14 protein-coding genes are annotated in these 14,622 nt (G+C 70.6%); 7 read left to right on the forward strand and 7 right to left on the reverse strand.

What is annotated here, in order from left to right; all coding sequences use genetic code 11:
• Positions 1-9: 9 nt before the first annotated feature.
• Positions 10-993 carry a tetratricopeptide repeat protein gene (locus tag F0L68_RS21430; protein ID WP_438672304.1) on the forward strand — a complete coding sequence of 328 codons (984 nt, stop codon included), beginning with the start codon at positions 10-12 and terminating at the stop codon, positions 991-993.
• Positions 994-1,114: 121 nt separating this feature from the next.
• Here F0L68_RS21430 and F0L68_RS21435 read toward each other — a convergent pair whose 3' ends face one another.
• Complete coding sequence (locus tag F0L68_RS21435) at positions 1,115-1,927, reverse strand: FkbM family methyltransferase (protein WP_223199002.1); 813 nt, start codon at positions 1,925-1,927, stop codon at positions 1,115-1,117.
• Between the two features lie 240 nt (positions 1,928-2,167).
• Between F0L68_RS21435 and F0L68_RS21440 the strand changes: the two genes are divergently transcribed.
• The 4 genes from F0L68_RS21440 (at position 2,168) to F0L68_RS21455 (ending at position 5,286) form a co-directional block, all read left to right on the forward strand.
• Entirely contained in the window at positions 2,168-3,457 is a 1,290-nt protein-coding gene (locus F0L68_RS21440) for a sensor histidine kinase (protein WP_223199003.1), read from the forward strand.
• A complete protein-coding gene (locus F0L68_RS21445; protein ID WP_276313872.1) occupies positions 3,442-4,125 on the forward strand; it encodes a response regulator in 684 nt (227 codons plus the stop codon). Before F0L68_RS21440 ends, F0L68_RS21445 begins: the two co-directional genes overlap by 16 nt.
• A 43-nt stretch (positions 4,126-4,168) precedes the next feature.
• Positions 4,169-4,570 (forward strand): winged helix-turn-helix transcriptional regulator, encoded by a 402-nt coding sequence (locus tag F0L68_RS21450; RefSeq protein ID WP_149851410.1) that lies wholly within the window; start codon positions 4,169-4,171, stop codon positions 4,568-4,570.
• A 146-nt stretch (positions 4,571-4,716) separates the two neighbouring features.
• Positions 4,717-5,286, forward strand: coding sequence for a GNAT family N-acetyltransferase (locus tag F0L68_RS21455; RefSeq protein ID WP_149851411.1), 570 nt, complete (start codon positions 4,717-4,719; stop codon positions 5,284-5,286).
• Between the two features lie 49 nt (positions 5,287-5,335).
• Here the strand turns inward: F0L68_RS21455 and F0L68_RS21460 are convergent, their stop codons facing one another.
• The 4 genes from F0L68_RS21460 to F0L68_RS21475 all read right to left on the reverse strand — a co-directional run bounded on the left by F0L68_RS21460 (position 5,336) and on the right by F0L68_RS21475 (position 9,937).
• A complete protein-coding gene (locus tag F0L68_RS21460) occupies positions 5,336-5,980 on the reverse strand; it encodes a response regulator transcription factor (protein ID WP_149851412.1) in 645 nt (214 codons plus the stop codon).
• Positions 5,944-7,218: a sensor histidine kinase gene (locus F0L68_RS21465; protein WP_149851413.1), complete on the reverse strand. Its 1,275-nt coding sequence runs from the start codon at positions 7,216-7,218 to the stop codon at positions 5,944-5,946. The genes F0L68_RS21460 and F0L68_RS21465 overlap by 37 nt, the downstream gene beginning before the upstream one ends.
• Positions 7,219-7,545: 327 nt before the next feature.
• Complete coding sequence (locus tag F0L68_RS21470) at positions 7,546-8,406, reverse strand: CPBP family intramembrane glutamic endopeptidase (protein ID WP_223199004.1); 861 nt, start codon at positions 8,404-8,406, stop codon at positions 7,546-7,548.
• A 133-nt stretch (positions 8,407-8,539) separates the two neighbouring features.
• A complete protein-coding gene (locus F0L68_RS21475) occupies positions 8,540-9,937 on the reverse strand; it encodes a neutral zinc metallopeptidase (protein ID WP_223199005.1) in 1,398 nt (465 codons plus the stop codon).
• Between the two features lie 359 nt (positions 9,938-10,296).
• On the opposite strand from F0L68_RS21475, the gene F0L68_RS21480 reads away from it, so the two are divergent.
• Both F0L68_RS21480 and F0L68_RS21485 read left to right on the forward strand, forming a co-directional pair.
• Positions 10,297-10,917: a DUF6230 family protein gene (locus tag F0L68_RS21480; RefSeq protein WP_149851414.1), complete on the forward strand. Its 621-nt coding sequence runs from the start codon at positions 10,297-10,299 to the stop codon at positions 10,915-10,917.
• A 241-nt stretch (positions 10,918-11,158) separates the two neighbouring features.
• A complete protein-coding gene (locus tag F0L68_RS21485; RefSeq protein WP_149851415.1) occupies positions 11,159-12,469 on the forward strand; it encodes a DUF6114 domain-containing protein in 1,311 nt (436 codons plus the stop codon).
• 12 nt (positions 12,470-12,481) lie between these two features.
• On the opposite strand, the gene F0L68_RS21490 is transcribed toward F0L68_RS21485, so the two are convergent.
• A complete protein-coding gene (locus tag F0L68_RS21490) occupies positions 12,482-13,177 on the reverse strand; it encodes a DUF1345 domain-containing protein (protein ID WP_149851416.1) in 696 nt (231 codons plus the stop codon).
• A 15-nt stretch (positions 13,178-13,192) separates the two neighbouring features.
• Entirely contained in the window at positions 13,193-14,563 is a 1,371-nt protein-coding gene (locus F0L68_RS21495; RefSeq protein WP_223199006.1) for a neutral zinc metallopeptidase, read from the reverse strand.
• Positions 14,564-14,622 lie beyond the last annotated feature (59 nt).

Genomic DNA, 14,622 nt, shown 5'->3' on the forward strand with positions numbered 1-14,622 from the left:
ATGGAAAACGTGACAAGGCCAGATCCACGTAAGTCGGCAGCACTGTCCGCCGCGCTGTCCGGCGCGGTCGACCTCTCCGCGCTGAAGGCGCGGGCGGACGGAGCGAGGCGGGCGCCCGCCGCACCGCCGTCGCAGGGCGGCGCGCCGAACGGCGACGCGGCCGAGGGTGTGAGCCCCTGGGTGCTCGACGTCACCGAGGAGACCTTCCAGGCCGAGGTGATCGAGCGGTCCCTCCAGGTGCCCGTCGTGGTCGACCTGTGGGCCGAGTGGTGCGCGCCGTGCAAGCAGCTGTCCCCGGTGCTGGAGCGCAACGCGCGCGCCGCCAACGGGGCCTGGGTGCTGGTGAAGGTCGACGTGGACGCCAACCCGCGCATCGCGCAGCTGTTCGGCGTGCAGTCGATCCCGACCGTGGTGGCCATCGCGGGCGGGCAGCCCATCGACGCCTTCGCCGGCGCGCTGCCCGAGCCGGAGATCAAGCAGTGGCTGGCCAGGCTGCTCGACGCCCTGCGGGACAAGCTGCCCGGCATCAGGGCCGCCGAAGAGGGTGCCGGCCAGGCGCAGGACGAGGAGTACGAGGAGCCGGAGGACCCGCGCTTCACCGAGGCGGAGGACGCCTTCGAGCGCGGCGACTACGCCGAGGCCGAGGCGGCCTACGGGCGGATCCTCGACGCCGAGCCCGCCAACGAGGAGGCCAAGGCCGCGCTGGCGCAGGTCCGCTTCACCGCCCGCGCCGAGGCCGCCGACCCGTCGTCCATCGCCCGCGCCGACGCGGCCCCCGACGACGTGGCCGCCCAGCTCACCGCCGCCGACGCCGAACTGGCCGTGCAGCGCGTCGAGGAGGCGTTCGCCCGCCTGGTGAACACCGTCCGGCGCACCTCGGGCGAGGACCGCGACCGCGTGCGGGAGCACCTGGTGAGCCTGTTCGAGCTGTTCCCCGCCGACGATCCCAGGGTGATCGCGGCCCGCAGGAACCTGGCGGGCGCGCTCTACTAGCGGCACCGGCAGCGCGACCGGCGGCGGCCCGGCCGTCGGTCGCGCTGCCGCTGGCCGTCGGTCGCTCGGCCGTTGATCGCTGGGCCGTCGGTCGCTCGGCCGTCAGCCGCTGGGTTGTCGGTCACTGGGCGCGGAACAGGTAGTTGCGGCAGTCCTCCGTCACCCGCTCGACGGGCACCCAGCCGCCGTCGCGCCAGCGGTGCATGCCGTAGTCCATGGCGGCCAGGCCGGCGACGAGCTCGCCGGCGGTCATGCCGTACTTGGTCAGGTGCCGGTCCTCGATCTCCAGCAGGAGCATCGGCCGATCCCGCAGCAGGGTCTCCTTGGCTCCGGCGAGCACGGCGGCCTCGGCCCCCTCCACGTCAGCCTTGACGAAGTCCACCCTCCGCAGCCGCAGGTGCCGGCGGAGGGTGTCCACGGTCTGCACCAGCGTGGGCACCGGCCGCGACACGGCGAACTCGGTGTTGGGGCCGGGACCGGAAGCGCCCTCGGTGAGATAGGCGCGCCCGTGCACGGGCAGCAGGCGACGCCGGGGCAGGCTCATCGTGCCGACCTGGATCCGCTCGCCGAGCGCCATCTCGTGCACGGTCACGTTGGCGCAGCCAAGCAACTCGGCCGTCGCGGCCAGGAAGCGGGCGGGGCCGGGCAGCGGCTCGACGCTGTGCACCTGGCCGCTCGGCCCGGCCAGCGCCGACAGACTCCACGTGTAGAGGCCGTACTCGGCGCCGATGTCCAGGCAGATCGCGCCGGGACGCACCAACTGACGCAGGCCGGCCACCTCGTCCTCGACGAACGGCCACCGCCCCGCCGCCCAGCGCAGCGCGCCCGCCACCGACGAGACGCGTAAGCCGGGACCGGGCCGGGTGCCGAGCCGGGACAGGTCGCCTTCGCGCGGGTAGGTCGACGCGTCGTGCCGTTCGGTCGTGTGGTTCACGGGTGTTCGTCCTTCCGGTCGGAACGGCCGTGCCGCAGAGTGTTCCGTTGACGGCCGTGTGCTGGCAGGAGCGAACGTAGGTTCGGCGCACGGTCGACCGCGTCCGCCGCCGCGCGGAGATCGAATACCTCGCCAGGAGGATCCGGCCGAGGCGTCATCCCTGCGATGTACTCCCGGCGGACAAGGACCTGATCACCGAGGACGATGTCGGTGGGGCCGCGCCGGCGTGACAATGTGCCGGTGGAACAGGACGACCGGCGGGGCTGGTGGCGGCAGGTGCGCGACGCGCTGCGCCCGGAGACGACGATGGCTCCGCCGTCGCGGCGGGTGGTCATCGTCGACGCGGTGTTGGCGATCGTGCTGGCTGTGCTCGCGGCCTGGGTGGCCATCACCCATCCCATCGCCGAGCACGTCGTCTTCCGGGCGCCGTCCGTGCCCGCCCCGCCTCGTGAGCTCATCGGCACCCCGGAGTACCCGGTCATGCCCGTCTACGCGTCGTGGCCCATGGCGCAGCTGACCGCGCTGCCGCTGGCCTTCCGCCACCGGTATCCGCTCGCCGTCTTCTGGGTGGTGATCTGCGCGGCCATGGCCCTGCGCGACGGCGGGACCTGGATCACCGTGCTGATCTGCGTCGTCGCCACCTACAGCGCCGTCGCGCTCAGCCCGTACCGGATGCAGGCGCTGAGCAGCCTGGTGATGGTGGCGCTGGTGGCCGGATTCTTCTTCCGGCACGCGAACTTCATCCTGCCGAGCTGGATCGGGCCGTTCGTGGTGCTGCTGGTCGCCGGTGTGCTGGCGAACCTGCTGCGCACCTGGCAGCTGCGGCTGCGGGCCGGCCAGGACCGGCTCGTCGAGCTGCAACGGAACCAGGAGGAGGCGACCAGGCGGGCTGTTGAGGAGGAGCGTTCGAGGATCGCGGGGGAGCTGCACGACGTGGTGACCCACAATGTGAGCGTGATGGTCATCCAGGCCGGTGCGGCGCGCAAGGTGATGGACGCGGCGCCGGAACAGTCCAAGGAGGCGCTGCTGGCCGTCGAGGCCAGCGGCCGGGCCGCCATGGCGGAACTGCGGCACGTGATGGGGCTGCTCGCCGCCTCCGACGGCGCGCGGCAGGACGGCTCCGGCGACGGGCTGGAGCCGCAGCCGGGACTCGACCAGCTCGACACGCTGGTCGAACGGGTGCGCGCCGCGGGGATCCCGGTGACGGTCGCGGTGTCCTCGCCGTCCGACCCGCTGCCGCCCGGGGTGGACCTCGCGGCCTACCGGGTCGTACAGGAAGCGCTGACCAACACGATCAAGCACGCGGTCGGTGCGAAGGCGACCGTCGCGATCGGACACGACGGCGACTGGCTGGAGATCGAGATCGCCGACACGGGCGGGACACCGGGCGTGCAGTCGCGCACCGGCAACGGCAGGGGCCTGGTCGGACTCCGCGAGCGGCTCGCGGTCTACGGCGGCACCCTGGACGCCGGTCCGAGGCTCGGCGGCGGCTACCGGCTGCGGGCCAGGATGCAGTGGCGGACCGCGTGAGCCAGCCGCTGCGCGCGGTCATCGCCGACGACCAGGCGTTGGTGCGCTCCGGGTTCCGGATGATCCTCGCCGCCGACGGGATCGACGTGGTCGCCGAGGCCGCCGACGGCGTCGACGCGGTGGCCGCCGTCCGGCGGACCAGGCCCGACCTGGTGCTGATGGACATCAGGATGCCGCAGATGGACGGGATCGAGGCGGCGCGGCGAATCCTGTCCGGTGGGCTCGACGAGACCCGCGTCATCATCCTGACCACCTACGACCTCGACCACTACGTCTACGCGGCGCTCACCGCGGGGGCCAGCGGCTTCCTGCTCAAGGACGTCTCGCCGGAACAGCTGGTCGCCGCGGTGCGGCTGGTGCGCTCCGGCGACGCGCTGCTCGCGCCGGCGATCACCCGCAGGCTGATCGAGCGGTTCGCGCAGCGCGACGAGGCAAAGCCCAGCCTGCACCGGGACCTGTCCGGCCTGACCCCGCGCGAGCTGGAGGTGCTGCGGCTGCTGGCCACCGGCCTGAGCAACGCGGAACTGGCCGAGCGCCTGACGCTGAGCGCGACGACCGTGAAGACCCACGTGGCCCGCATCCTGTCCAAACTCGGCCTGCGCGACCGCGTGCAGGCCGTGGTGCTCGCCTACGAGACGGGCCTGATCTCGCCGGGCGGCAACAGCTGACGCCCCTTGAAGAGTAGGCATCGATCCGATATACAAGGATCTTATGGATACCGCACTCGACCTGAGGGACTTCGGCGGAGTCGACGCGTATCTGGCCAAGTGCCCGTCGCGGACGGTCCTGGACGTGCTGGCCAACAAGTGGGCGGTGCTGGTGGTGCCCATGCTGGGCGGCGGCCCGCTTCGGTTCGGCGTGCTCCGCCGCAAGCTCGACGGCATCACGCAGAAGAGCCTCACCCAGACCCTGCGCAACCTGGAGCGCGACGGCCTGGTCACCAGGACCGCCTTCCCCACCATCCCGCCAAGGGTGGAGTACGAGCTGACCTCGTTGGGGCGCAGCGCGATCACGCTGCTGGAGGGCATGCGGGTCTGGGCCGAGCAGCACGTGCCCGAGATCGTCAACGCCCGCTCGGCCTACGCGCAGCGCGCCGAGGCCCAGGAGGCGTAGGTGGCGACCGCGGTGATGGCGGCGATCGGGTGATCGCGTAAACCGATTGCCCGAGCGTCGGCGCGGTGGCGAGAATCGCGTCGTGATCTCTCGACGGTTCGACCGCGACCGCCCGCACGTCACCACGCGAGTTGAGGATCACCCCGTTGAACCACGCCATACGTGAGTACACCTCCGCCGATGAACAGTCCTGGCTGCGCTGCCGGGTGCTGTCCTTCCTCGGCACCGCCTATTTCGACGACGTCCTGTGCGCCAAGCCTGCCGTCGCCCCACCGGGGCTCGAACTGGTCGCGGCGCTGGCGGACGGCACCGTCGTCGGGATCATGGACGTCGGCATCGATGACGCGCTGGCGACCATCGACACCGTCGCCGTGCATCCCGACCACCAGCGCCAGAGCATCGGCCGCGACCTGCTCGACGAGGCCCGCGCGCGGCTGAGCGCGCTCGGCACGGCGACGCTGGACGCGTGGACCAGGGATGATCCGGACACGCTGCGGTGGTACCTGGCCATGGGTTTCGCCGAGAGCGACCACTTTCTGCACGTCTATGCGAGCCACCGCACCGAGGCCGGGGAACCGGACAGGGCCATCGGGACCCGACGACCGGGGCTGCGGCCGATCGAGGTCTTCGCGCACGCGAGCCTGCGGGACGAGGCGACGTTGCGCGAGCAGTTCGCTCGGGTTCACGTGTGCCGGCGGTTCGCGATGGACCTGTGACCTCAGACCTGTGACGTAGACCTGTGACCTCATCCCGCCTCGTGCTGGCCTACCGCCTCAGGTAGGCCAGCACGGCCAGCACGCGGCGGTTGTCGTCATTGGACGGTGCGATCCGGAGTTTCGCGAAGATGCTCGCGGTGTGCTTGGCGACGGCGCTCTCGCTGATGTGCAGCGTGGTGGCGACGGCCGCGTTGGACCTGCCCTCGGCCATCAGTTCGAGCACGTCGCGTTCCCGCTGGGTCAGCTCGCCGATCATGCCCCTGGCGTCGCTGCGGGACACCAGCTTGGCGATCACCTGGGGATCGAGCACGGTGCCGCCCGCCGCGACCCGGCGAACGGCGTCGACGAACTGTTCGGTGTTGGTGACCCGGTCCTTGAGCAGGTAGCCGATCCCGCCGTCCCCGTCGGCGAGCAGCTCGTTCGCGTAGAGCTGGTCGACGTGTTGGGACAGCACGAGGATCGGCAGCCCCGGTCGGCTGCGCCTGGCGGCCACGGCCGCCTGTAGGCCCTCGTCGCTGAACGTCGGCGGCAGCCGCACGTCGACCACCGCGACGTCCGGCCGCTCGTCGAGCAACGCCCGCAGCAGCGAAGGACCGTTGTCCACCGACGCGACGACGTCGAAACCGTGCTCCCGGAGGGTGCGCAGCAGCCCGTCCCTCAGAAGGAAGAGGTCTTCGGCGAGGACAACGCGCACATCAGCTCCATGGTCACGATGGTTGGGCCGCCCATCGGACTGTGCACGCGAAGGGCGCCGTCAAACGTAGCCAACCGCCGCCTGACCCCGCGCAGGCCGGTGCCGAGAGACGAGTCCGCACCGCCGTGCCCGTCGTCGGTGACGGTGATCCGCAGGACGCCGCCGTCGTGCTCCAACACGATCCGGACCTCGCGCGCGCCGGAGTGCTTGGCGGCGTTCGTGAGCACCTCGTTGACGGCGAAGTACGCGGCGGACTCCACGGGCGGCGCGAAACGGCCGGCCAGTCGGGACTCGATGTGCACGTCCAGAACGCAGTCCAGGGCCAGCGACCGCACGGCGTCGCCGAGGCCCCGGTCGGCGAGCACCGGCGGATGAATGCCCCTGACGAGGTTGCGCAGGTCGTCGAGCGCCCGGTTGGACGTCTCGCGCGCCTCGACCAGCAGGCGGTACGCCGCGTCAGGGTCGACCGCGAACAGCCTCGTGGCGCTGTCCAGCGTCATGCCCATGGCGACGAGCCTGGCCTGCGCGCCGTCGTGCAGGTCCCGCTCGATGCGCCGCAGCTCGGCGGCCTGCGTGCCGAGCGCGTCGCTGCGGGTGTCGGTGAGCCACGCGACCCGCCTGGCGAGTTCGGTGGAGCGCGGCGCGGCCAGCAACACCCGGCTCCACCTCGAGTGCAGGCGCAGCAGCGCGGGGGCGAGGAGCACTCCGGTGACCAGGAACCCGGCACCGAGGGCCAGCGCGGCGAGCATCGTTGCCGTGTCGGTGACGGGCATGAACGTGTACCACCAGTCGCCACCGTTGGCCTCGATGATCTGCCGCCAGAGGAACGGCTGCACCAGCACCCCGAACGCGCCGTGGACGATCAGCGTGGGCGGCAGGCACACCAGGACACCGCCGACGATCGGGTCGAGCGCCGACCACAGCAGGTCGCGCCAGAACCCCTCGTCCGTGAGGATCGCCCCGACCTGCGTGCGCCGCCGCGTGACGGGGTCGACGGCCAGCGGGTCGGGCGGGTTGATCTCCGTCCCGGACCAGCTGGTGGCCAACGCCCGCGACCGGTCCGACAGCGAGCGCAGGGCGGTCGCGGCGGGCGGCAGCAGCGAGAAACCGATCCCGGTCGGCAGCAGCAACAAGGCCAACCCCACGACCGTGCCGACGGCTGCCTCGGCGATCATGAGACAGCCCAGCCGCACACACCGCCACGACGCGACCCAGCCACGGGACACGAGCGGCGTCATGACTGCTTCCCGTCTCATCAGGAGTGGTGTGTTGGACACGCGGACGACAGGGATACGCCGACGACAGCGGCCAGCTGTCGTGCCCGATGCGGTTCGAGGAGGCGGCCGGTCGGTGGCGGACCCGCAGGCAAAGGCGCGGCCGTGGTGGTGATTGTAGGTGCGCGGCGATCACGGCAACGCCCGGCGACGGTGGGCTTGGGGCCTGGGACTTGGGGCTGTGGACTTGGGACTTGGGCCGTGGACTTCGGATTTGTGGTTGGTGTGCCGTGGTGTCCTTCCGTGGTGGTTGAGAGGCGGTCAGGGTTGGCGGCGGGGGTGGAGGGTCGCTTAGGTGGTGGTGCGGGTGGTGGGGGCTCGCCAGATCCACAGCGCGGCAGCCACCAGGCAGGACGCGCCGAGCAGCACCATGGGCAGCACCGCGCCGGTCTCCTCGTCCATGCACAGCAGCAGGCCGAGGTTGATCAGCGTGTGGAACCCGCCGGCCAGGAGCAGCCGGTGCGCCCGTACCCGGTCGAGAGCCAGGCCAAGCACCACGGACATGGACGTGGTCGCCAGCAGGAAGGCGACCGCGTACACCGGGGCCTGCGCGAGCACCTGGACGTGCCACACACCCCACAGCACGCCGACTACGATCGAGGACGTGAGTGCGGAGAAACGCCTGCGCAGCAACGGCTGTAGGAAGCAACGCCAGCCGATCTCCTCGCCGCACGCGCCGATCAGCTGCGCCACCACGATCACGGCGAACGGGTTGTCCAGCGCGCTCGGCGGGGTTAACCGGGCGTCGCCGGTCAGGAGGCCGTACGCGATGGCGGCAGCCGCGATGATGAGCGGCGCGGTGGCGAGCAGCAGCGGGCCGCGAGCCCCGACGCGGCCCGCGGCGCGGAAGGCGCCGGCCAACGACTCCCGCACCCTGGACCGCCAGCCGACCGCGACCGCCAGCACGCCGATGGCCGGGCCGAACTGGGTGAGCTGGATGACCTCGGTGGGTATCGCGGTCGAGCCCTGGAGGACGCCCAGTGCTCCGGCGGCCAGGAAGGTGACCAGGAGGAACACGCCCAGGGCTGGCATGAGTGCGGTCAGGGGGAGGGGCAGGGCCGATGCTCGCGCTGTGGTCTCGGGCCCGGTCACGGTCTCGTGCTGTGTCACGGTCTCGTGGTTCGGCGCGGTCTTGTCGGTGGTGCTGTCCATATCGGGTCGCCTCCTCGGCTGTGGTGTGCGGTGTTGATCACCACACACGTTGCCGTGCGGAGGGGCCGCTGACATTGCAGCTGGTTGCCGAGTTGGGGTGTACCTGGGTACACCCCAACTCGGTTGGGGCAGGCTAGTTGAACTTGGCGCTACAGGCGTCCGAGCCTTCGAGGAAGCCGATGCGGAACGCCTCGACCCTGGCGAACCCCGAGTCGACCGGCTTCCCGTTGACGTCGGCGGCGATGAGGCTCTTGTCCTGCAACAGCTCGGCGATCGCCTTGTCGAGGTCGCCCGCCCCCAGCGTCAGCGCGCTCGTGCCGACCCTCCCGACGCCCTTCTTGGCCGCGCCGCCCCAGGACCCGGTGAGGCACGCGGTGCGCAGCCCGGCCGAGGTGCCCTCCAGCGACAGGCCCGCGGCCTTCTGCACGGCGAGCGCGTACCGGGAGGAGATCTCGGCGAACGCCGCGAAGTCGCCGAGGCCGCCGCTCTGGCCCTTCTTGCCGGGCGGTGTGCCGATCTTGTTCAGGGCGTCTGGGTCGATCGAGATGGTGTTGTTGCTGGGGCAGTAGGACGCGGGCGGCGTCGCCTTCGCGTCCGAGCAGCTGGCCGAGCCGTCCTTCAGCGTTGGCGGGTTCGCGCCGGACTTCTCGTAGGTGGCCTTGAGGCTGCTCTCCAGCAGATCCCTGGACTGCTTGTCGTTCACCGGCAGGTTGCCGCTGTTGATCGCCTGGTTGTCCAGCGGCACCTCGGTCTTGCGCTTCTCGTACTCCGGCAGGTCGATCTTGGCGCAGCGCTTGGGTCCTTCGGTGAAGCCGAACTGGAACGCCGACACGCGGTCGAAGGCGCTGCCGTGCGCGCCCTGCTTGGTGAAGTTCGAGCCGACGTTGTCCTTGATGAAGAACATCGTGGTGAGGATCTTGTTCAGGCCGTCGCCGGTGGAGATCTGGAAGTGCTTGGACTTGCCCTCGGCGAGCCACCGGAAGAAGTTGCCCGCGTAGCAGTCGGCCTGCTGTTCCCGGATGATCGACGGGGTGGCCTGGGTGATGTTGCTCAGCTCGCCGAGCCTGGTCTGCACGGCGTGACCCAGTTCGTGCGCGAGCACCATCACCACGGAGATCGCGCCGAACTTCTCGGTCAGCATCGGCAGCAGCTGGCCCCGGTCCCAGGACACGCTGTCGTCCAGCGAGCAGTACATGGCGTTGACCAGGCCCGCGGTGCTGGTCTTGCAGATCTCGATCCCGGCGGCGTCGGAGTCGTAGGACACGTACCGCTTCACCGGGGTGAACTTCGTGCCGCCGAAGTTGGCCGGCAGCTGCTCGGCCCAGTACTCCTGCACGTCGGCGATGGTGTTGACGGCGAGCTTGTCCATGTCGCCGCCGTCGCCGTTCTCCACGGTGAGCTTGGCGTCGGCGACCCCGCTCTTCGGGCCGCTCGGGCCGTTGCTCACCGGCAGGCCCGCCACGGTGCCGGGGTCGACCGCGCCGACGGCCCGCGCCTTGCCGGTGACTGTCTGTGCACAGCCGGCGATCAATCCGAGTGTCGCGACCAACGCGACCAGAACCAGGACAGAACGCCTGTCCAGGGCAGCCCGACCCACCATCACGCGTATCTCCGTCCCCAGCACGAAGTGCAGTCGTCCGCCCACTCGGCCGGCGACGTCGGATCACCCTACTGGCCCAGTGGGCGTCGCAGGTCCGGACCGGGAAGAACGGTGACGGAGTGAAACATGAATCAACCTCACCCCGTGGGGTGATTTGTAGACGAGACCGACTCGTTTTCTTGTGCCGCGAAACACAGCGAGTGACGCTCGCCACGACGCGCGAGTCGGTGGGGTTACGCCCCCGTGAACGTTCGGCGCTCACAGACGCTCATCGAGTGGGAGGAACACGAATGACGGAGAACGAGACGGCGGGCAGAACCCGCTGGACCCGCTTCGCCGCGGTGCTGGGCGCTGGCGCGGTCGGCGCCGGTGTGCTGATGTTCGGTCTGTCGCAGGGCGCGTTCGCGGCGTCGTTCGCCGTGTCCGGCCAGAGCTTCAAGGTCAGCGCCGACACCCTCGACGGCTCCGGCTACGTCCAGTACGGCTCGGTCGACCGCACGGAGACCACCGACGCCAACGGCAAGCCCGTCACCGTCGGCCACGCCGTCGCGGTCAACGGCTTCAAGTCGGCGACGCTCGGCAAGTTCTGCCAGTCGGTCTACCTCACCCACCTGCCGTTCATCGGCGACGCCACGATGCGCATCGAGGCGCCGGGCGCCGACGGCATGCACGCGGAGAACATGGTCGTCGACCTGACCGAGCTCAACGGCGACCTGACGCTGACCAACCCGCACATCGGCGTCGACGCCGGCAGCATCGGCGGCGCGCCGAACAGCTTCGGCCTCACCGCCGACAGCGCGAAGATCACCAACCTCCAGCAGACGGCCTGGGCCACCACCGCCCAGACCATCACGTTCAAGGGCATGCACCTCGGCGTTGCCACCGGCAAGAACGAGTGCTTCGGCAACTGACATCGCGTCGCCCGGCCGGCCGCGTCCGTGCGGCCGGCCGGGCTCGTGACGGGGCTCCAAGAGCTCCTAACACAATGGCGTTCGATCAGGGAGCGGCGGCCAGGTGGGCGGGATGCAAGGCGGAGGAGGGAGGCATGACGGAGTCATGGTGACCGACGACAACGCCGCAGACCGTCTGCCTGGGCGTCGCGAGCCGAACAGTCATTGTGTTAGGAGCTCTAAGACCGTGCAAGGAATCATCGTGACCGAATCCCCGAACTGGGCGCTGCGGGCCTGGCGGGCATTCCGCGACTGGCGGCGCGGCCGGCCGTTCTGGGCAGGCGTCTTCCTGATCATCTCGGGAATCCTGATCCTGTTGCCGCCCTTCATGTCCTTCCGGCTCGGCGACATGATCATCTCGATCAGGATGCTCGGCGGTGTCTCCGCGCTGCTGATCGGCGTGCTGATGTTCGTCTGCGCGCTCGGCCTGTGGCTGCGCCCGCAGTTCCGCTTCGCCGCGGGCGTGGTCGCGGTGCTGCTGTCCCTGGTCGCCCTGGTCACCACCAACCTCGGCGGCTTCCTGGTCGGCTCGCTGATGGGGATCGTCGGCGGCTCGCTCGCCACCGCGTGGACCGACCGGCCGAAGGTCCGCCGCAGGGACCGCAGGCCCACCGCGCCGACCGCAGCGCCGCAGGAGACCGCGCTGCTCGTCGAGCCGAGGTCGCCAGAGGAGGCGGTGGCGCAGGAATCGAGGGAAGTCGAGGCGCACCAACCACACCGGCCGGCCGACACCGCGACCCGGCCGGGATTTCCGGCGCTGTCCGCGATTGGCGCGCTCGCCGGCCTCCTGGTCTGCGGCCTGATCGCCGTCGCGAACCAGGGTCCGGCCGCGCAGGCGGCCCCGACGCCGGTTTCCTCGGCGTCGGTTTCCTCGGCGTCGAGCGGCAAGGCCGCCCCGAGTTCGTCGGTTCCCGCGAGCGGGACGACGCCGACCTCGTCGTTATCGGTGGCGCCGAGCGCGGCGCCCACCGGCCAGGCCCCGGTCTCCGCGACGAGCGGACCGAGCGCGCCAAGCACGCCGGAGACCGGTAGCGCCCCGACGACGCAGCCCTCGCCGCGCGACGCGGTCGCGCCGCCGCAGGGCCGCGCCTGGACGCTCAACTCCAGCAAGCTGCTGATGACCTGGCTGACCTGGCGCGGCACGACCGACGTCGAGGTGAACGGCAAGCAGGTCACGGTGCAGAAGTTCACCGCGTCCCGGCTGGACATCGACAACCTGGTGCAGACGGGTTTCCTGCCGGACGGGCACACGGTGGTCACCACGGCGGCCGCCGGCAGCACCTCGACCATCGAGCCTGCGCCCGGCGACACCATCACGCTCTACACGCAGCGCCTCCAGGGCAAGCTGCTCGGGCTGTTCGACACGGTGATCGACAAGGACCACAACCCGCCGTTGATGATCAAGAACGTGCCGATGATCATTCCGGTGTTCTTCACCGACGTCACCGTGATCAACACCGACCTGACCGCCGGCACCCTGCACATCGTCCGGCCGCGCATCACCGTCAGCTGACCGGATCCGGCGTCAGTGCATGATGTTCACGGCCCGCGCGACCACCAGCACGACCAGTAGCAGCGACACCGCGGACTGCGCCAGCATCAGCAGCTTCGCCCAGTACCGCAACGGCATCACGTCGGTAGGGCTGAACGCGGTGGCGTTGGTGAACGACAGGTAGAGGTAGTCGACGAAGCCGGGCTCCCAGTCGGTCGGCGCGAACTCCGGGGTCGACATCTGCGGGAACAGGAAGTCCGGGTACTCCTTGACGCCCTGCGCGCGGGCGCCGGGGCCACCCCGGTCGAACTCCCAGTACCACATGGCGAACACCACGATGTTGGTCAGATAGATGACCGCGCCGGTGGACAGCAGCGGGCCGGCCTGGTCGCCGACCGACCCGTTGAGGATGTGCTGCACCAGCACCACGGCCGAGAAACCGTTGCCGATGCTGACCATCGCGACCATGGTCAGCGCCGCCATCCGGTGCGCCTTGTGGTGCCGCTCCAGCCGGTCCGGGTTGATCAGCAGCAGCGCGACCACCATCAGCGCCGCGGCGCCGGGCACCAGCCATCTCGGGCCGAGCGTCAGCTTGTCCGGCAGGGCGACCTGGAGCACGACGGTCACCGCGACGGTGATCAGCGCGGGCCATCGGCTCTCCCGCTCGGTGACGCGCCGCCAGGCGGGTTCGTCACCGTCCTGCGTCGGCCGGGCGTCTTCCGAAGTCATGGGGCAAGACGCTACTCACACACCGCAACTTTTCGCGCCACCGAGTACGCCGAGCCGGAACACCGCGACCCGTTCGAAACCGGGGTTCACCGCATTGTGGCCCGCCGTGTCCCGTGCCGCGTAGTCGTAGCCGAGCAGCACCTGCACGGCCTCGTCCAGGTCCCCCGGCGACAGCCCGAACCCCTGGCTCCTGCTCAGCACCGTGCCGGTGTACGCGCCGGCGAGGCAGAGGCCGTCGTGCCCGGACGTGCCCTGGTCGGTCGGCCGGCCAAGGGCGGCCATGGCGGCGAGCCCGTACCGGCTGGCCATCAGCGTTCCGGTGGCGTAGTCGCCGATCTGGTTGTGCAGCGTCGACAGCGTTCCGTCGGTCTGCACGTCGATCTCGGTTCCTGCTGAGCAGAACGCGATCGGCCCCTGCTTGTCGCCGCAGCTCGGCGCGCCCCTGGTGACCTTGGGAGCCGTCCACGGCTTGCCGGCGGCCGTGACGAGGCCGCCGAAGTAGCCAGCGAGGTCGGGGGTGATCAGCTCAAGCATGGTGTCCAGCGTCAGGTTGCCGCCGGAGGCCTGGTCGTCCCTGCTGGTGAAGCCGTGCTGGGTGAACTGCCGGTTCTGCGCGGTCATCTGCGAGCACAGCTTGCCGCCCTGCTGGTAGCCGTCCTGGAATGCCGAGACGCGGTCGAAGGCGTTGCCGTGCGCGGCCTGGTCCGACCGCGCCGTGCCGATCGGGTCGCGGAAGGTGACCAGCGCGCCGAGCGCGGAGTCCAGCGACTCGTGGCCGATCCGCAGGTGCGGCGCGTGCCCGTCGATCGTCCAGCGCAGGAACGCGCCCGCGTAGCAGTCGGCCATCGCCTCGATGACGATCGTCGGATAGCTCTCCGGTTGTTCGCGCTGCGAGTCGTGGGTGAGCCCGGTGCGGTGCTGCACGGCGTGGCCGAGTTCGTGCGCGAGCACGATGACCACGGCGGTGTCGCCGAACTTGTTCTGCAACACGGGAAGCAGCGCGGACCGGTCCCAGGCGATGGCGTCGGAGGCTGGACAGTAGAACGCGTTGCCGGCGACGTCGGCCGCCTTGGTCACGCACGGCACGGGCTTCGCGTCCTGGTCGGTGGTGTCCACGGAGTAGGCGCCGCCGGTCAGGTCCGTCCACTGACGCCCGAACATGCTCGGGAAGGACTGCCGCCAGAACTCCTGTACGTCCACCACCGCGGTCGCGGCGAGCCGGTCGACGGCGCTGCCGTCGGTGCCCCGCACGAACGAGGGGTCCACGTCGTTCCCGGCGATCGGGCCAGTGCCGGCCGCCGTCGGACTGCCCGCGACGACGCTGGTGCACGCGCCGCACAGCACGGCAAGCGCGAGCAGCAGGGCGACCATGCCGGGTAACCGCATCATCCTATTGTGCAGTGCCGCACTAGATCCTTTCTGACGTGTCCGAAGCACCGGCACGC

The organism is Solihabitans fulvus (assembly GCF_008386585.1).
GTDB lineage: Bacteria > Actinomycetota > Actinomycetes > Mycobacteriales > Pseudonocardiaceae > Solihabitans > Solihabitans fulvus.

Coding starts and splice junctions, on each gene's coding strand:
- F0L68_RS21450 (WP_149851410.1), top strand. CDS start 4,169: ATGGATACCGCACTCGACCTGAGGGACTTCGGCGGAGTCGACGCGTAT.
- F0L68_RS21465 (WP_149851413.1), bottom strand. CDS start 7,218: ATGACGCCGCTCGTGTCCCGTGGCTGGGTCGCGTCGTGGCGGTGTGTG.
- F0L68_RS21470 (WP_223199004.1), bottom strand. CDS start 8,406: ATGGACAGCACCACCGACAAGACCGCGCCGAACCACGAGACCGTGACA.
- F0L68_RS21480 (WP_149851414.1), top strand. CDS start 10,297: ATGACGGAGAACGAGACGGCGGGCAGAACCCGCTGGACCCGCTTCGCC.
- F0L68_RS21490 (WP_149851416.1), bottom strand. CDS start 13,177: ATGACTTCGGAAGACGCCCGGCCGACGCAGGACGGTGACGAACCCGCC.
- F0L68_RS21495 (WP_223199006.1), bottom strand. CDS start 14,563: ATGCGGTTACCCGGCATGGTCGCCCTGCTGCTCGCGCTTGCCGTGCTG.